This is a genomic window from Flavobacterium sp. (assembly GCF_043773265.1).
In the GTDB taxonomy this organism is placed as follows: Bacteria; Bacteroidota; Bacteroidia; order Flavobacteriales; family Flavobacteriaceae; genus Flavobacterium.
Map to the genome: position 1 here is coordinate 1 of NZ_JAYVFH010000060.1, position 3,314 is coordinate 3,314.

Annotated in this window: 1 protein-coding gene and 1 pseudogene; one reads left to right on the top strand and one right to left on the bottom strand. The window is 29.9% G+C overall.

Annotated elements, in window-relative coordinates; genetic code table 11:
- Nucleotides 1-391: 391 nt before the first annotated feature.
- Entirely contained in the window at nt 392-2,398 is a 2,007-nt protein-coding gene (locus ACH2BO_RS03205; protein ID WP_395043317.1) for a glycosyl hydrolase family 95 catalytic domain-containing protein, read from the bottom strand.
- 185 nt (nt 2,399-2,583) lie between these two features.
- Between ACH2BO_RS03205 and ACH2BO_RS03210 the strand changes: the two are divergent.
- A pseudogene (locus ACH2BO_RS03210) lies at nt 2,584-3,314 on the top strand (alpha-amylase family glycosyl hydrolase); the annotation flags it as partial.

Sequence of the window (3,314 nt, forward strand, 5' to 3'; positions counted from 1 at the left end):
GCTTTGTGAAAATGCAACACCTGTAAAGAACATAGTCAGAAAAACTAATAAGCCCTTGAGTAGACTATTTTTCATACTTGTAATAAATTGGTTAGTTAATAATTGTTTATAGAACTTCAAACTTAATCTTAATTTTATGAAAACTTTAAGAAAGAAGTAACGAAAACGTTATAGTAACAACGAAAACGTTTTCGATTTGTAATCATTAGTATAAAAAAACTACTAAAAATTGTTGTATAGATAACAAAAGGTATAAATAAAAATGAAGTATGTTTTTTTAATAAGGAACAATTGTTAAAACAACAAAATTTATAATAAATTCAACAAAATTTATAAAAAAAGTGCTGTAAAAAATTACAGCACTAAATTATTTATCAAAAAAGGAACTTTTTTATTTTATAATTATAGTTTTCTCATCATTACCAATACCAATAATTTTTAACGATTTCCAGTTTTTTGGTAAAATTCCTTTGTTGTATTTTAATCCGTTATCGGTTTGTTCTACACCACCAAATCCGTAAATTATGGCTTGTAACATTGCGCCTGCGCCAGTAGCAAAATAAGGATTATTACTGTTTGCAGATTCTGAGAAAACACCAAATGGTGGTCGACTGTTTGGTAAATATGCTTTTACAAAATGGTCGTACGCTTTTTCTTTATCGCCCAATCTTGCATACAAAACGGATAAAATTCCGTGTGCCATTGCTGGACCATCTTTTTTGTCAATTTTTTCAGAGTAATAGGCCAAATCTTTTTCAATTTGAGATTTATCTGTAATAATATGTAAAGGATAAGCCAATAAATTTACATCGCCTTGTTTTATCATTTGTCCATTATAACCTTTATAGTTTTGGGTAATTCCATCTTTTTTATGGATTACAATATTATTAGAAACTTCAATCCATTTTTGATTTATTGGTTCGCCCAAAATAGTTGCTGCTTTAATTGTATTTTTTAAAGTTTCTATTGCAGATGCATTTGTAAAGGCATTGTCATCAACATGTTGTGCATATTCGTCTGCGCCAACTACATTTAAAATTGAATAACTTCCGTCAACGTTTTTTACTACACGACTTACCCAAAAATCGGCTGTTTCTTTCAAAACTTTGTATTCGCTTTTTAACCACGATGTGTCTTGCGTCATAGAATAATAATTCCAAAAGGCAATGGCAACATCTGATGTAATATGTTGTTCAAAAATTCCTGTCAATGCCCAAGTTGGTGTTGCTTCTTCGCCAGTATCGTCGCTTTCCCAAGGAAACATTGCACCTTTGTATCCATAAATAGATGCTTTTTGTTTGGCTTTTTGTAATCTGTCTGATCGATAATCTAAACACGATTTTGCCATTTCTGGCTGCATAACTAATAGCGATGGATACATCCAAAGTTCTGTATCCCAAAAAATATGACCGTTATAACCTTGACTAGACAATCCCATTGGCGCAATACTTTGTCTGCTTTCTGAACGAACAAAAGAATATAAATTATATAATGCAAATCGAACTCGTTGTTGCGCATCCAAATCGCCTTCTATTTGAATATCGCCAGTATTCCATAATTCTGCCCAAGCATTTTTATGTCTAGTAACTAGTTTGTCAATTCCTTCTTGCAAAGCAAAAATGGGTTGTCTTTCAGATTCGTTTAAAGGATCAGTAACATCTTTAGAAGTACAAATTCCGCCAGCAATAGCAAATCGATATTTTTTACCTTTTAGTAATTTTTTTGTAAAACCAACTTCATCGCCAGTTTGTTTTAACGTTTCGGTTGCTCCATCAAATAAAAATGTAGTTGAAGCAGCAATGGTATATTTTCCTCTCAAGGTTTTAGCAGTTGTCCCAAAAACTGGCATCAAAAACTGATTGTCTTTTAAAACTCTATATTGACTTTTAGCTTCTTTTAATTCCTCTGGAACTATCATATAATTGTTAGCAAGAATTTCAATGTCTTTTAAAGGTGTAATTTCTACAATTGCCATTGCCGAAAACGGAATAGCTCTATTTGCCAAAATCGAATAATTAATTTTAGCCAAATCTTTAAAGGAAAATGATGTGGTACTAATTCCTTCTTTCATTGAAATGACTTGACTCCAATTTTCAATATTGTCCGATTTTATTTCTTGACTGTTAATATATAGGTGTAAATTTAAAAATTCTATACCACGAACAATTCTACTAATACCGTTTTCTGGACTTGCTTCGTAAACTCCATCTAAAATAATTTCTTTGGTTTTTAATGGCGTATCATCTGTTACAATTCCTATTTGACCGTTTGCCATTGTAGCACCAAAATAATTTTCACGCGATGTAGCAACTAAATTCCATTCGTCTGATTTTGTTTGAGAAAAAATAGAAGAACTAACTAATACGAAAGCTACAAGAATTTTAATTTTAGAAATCATAGTTTTAAGAATTATATTCTTTCAAACTTATCCTTTTTATTTGGTATTACTAAAAGTTTTAACTTAAAATAGTTTTATCTAAAATCGAAAACGTTTTCGATTATTAAATATGAATTTATAAAGATTTGAATTCAAGATTTTGAATTTTTATAACTTAATTGTGACACTTTAAATAAAAAACAAAAATGAAATCTAAATTTTCCTTATTTCTACTATTAATTCTGACATTTATTTCTTGTAAAAAAGATTCAAATTTTGATTTAAAAATTACAGAAAATTCTAAATCTGAAAAAAAATGGTGGAAAGAAGCTGTGGTTTATCAAATATATCCAAGAAGTTTTAAAGATACTGATGGTGATGGTGTTGGCGATTTAAAAGGTATTATTGAAAAGCTTGATTATATAAAAAGTTTAGGCGTTACAACCGTTTGGTTAAATCCAATTTATGGTTCTCCAAATGCTGATAATGGTTATGATATTTCAGATTATCAAACTATTATGAAAGAATTTGGTACAATGGAAGATTTTGATGCTTTACTTAAAGGAATGCACAAAAGAGGTTTGAAATTAGTGATGGATTTGGTTGTAAATCACTGTTCTGACCAACACAAATGGTTTTTAGAAAGTAAAAAATCACGTGATAATCCATATAGAGATTATTTTCATTGGTGGCCAGCAGAAAAAGGAAAACCAGCATTTAGACCAGGAAGTTTTGAAGCCGATGGAAGTGGTTGGCGTTATGATAAAACCACCAATTCTTATTATTTACATTATTTCAGTTATAAACAACCTGATTTAAATTGGGGAAAATCCAAAACTGCGTCAAGAAATTTATAAAATGATGCGTTGGTGGTTAGATAAAGGTATTGATGGTTTTAGAATGGATGTAATTCCGTTTATTGGAAAAGACACTAATT

Bases quoted from the DNA above. Each gene is read 5' to 3' on its own strand.
- ACH2BO_RS03205 (WP_395043317.1), bottom strand. From the start codon at position 2,398: ATGATTTCTAAAATTAAAATTCTTGTAGCTTTCGTATTAGTTAGTTCT.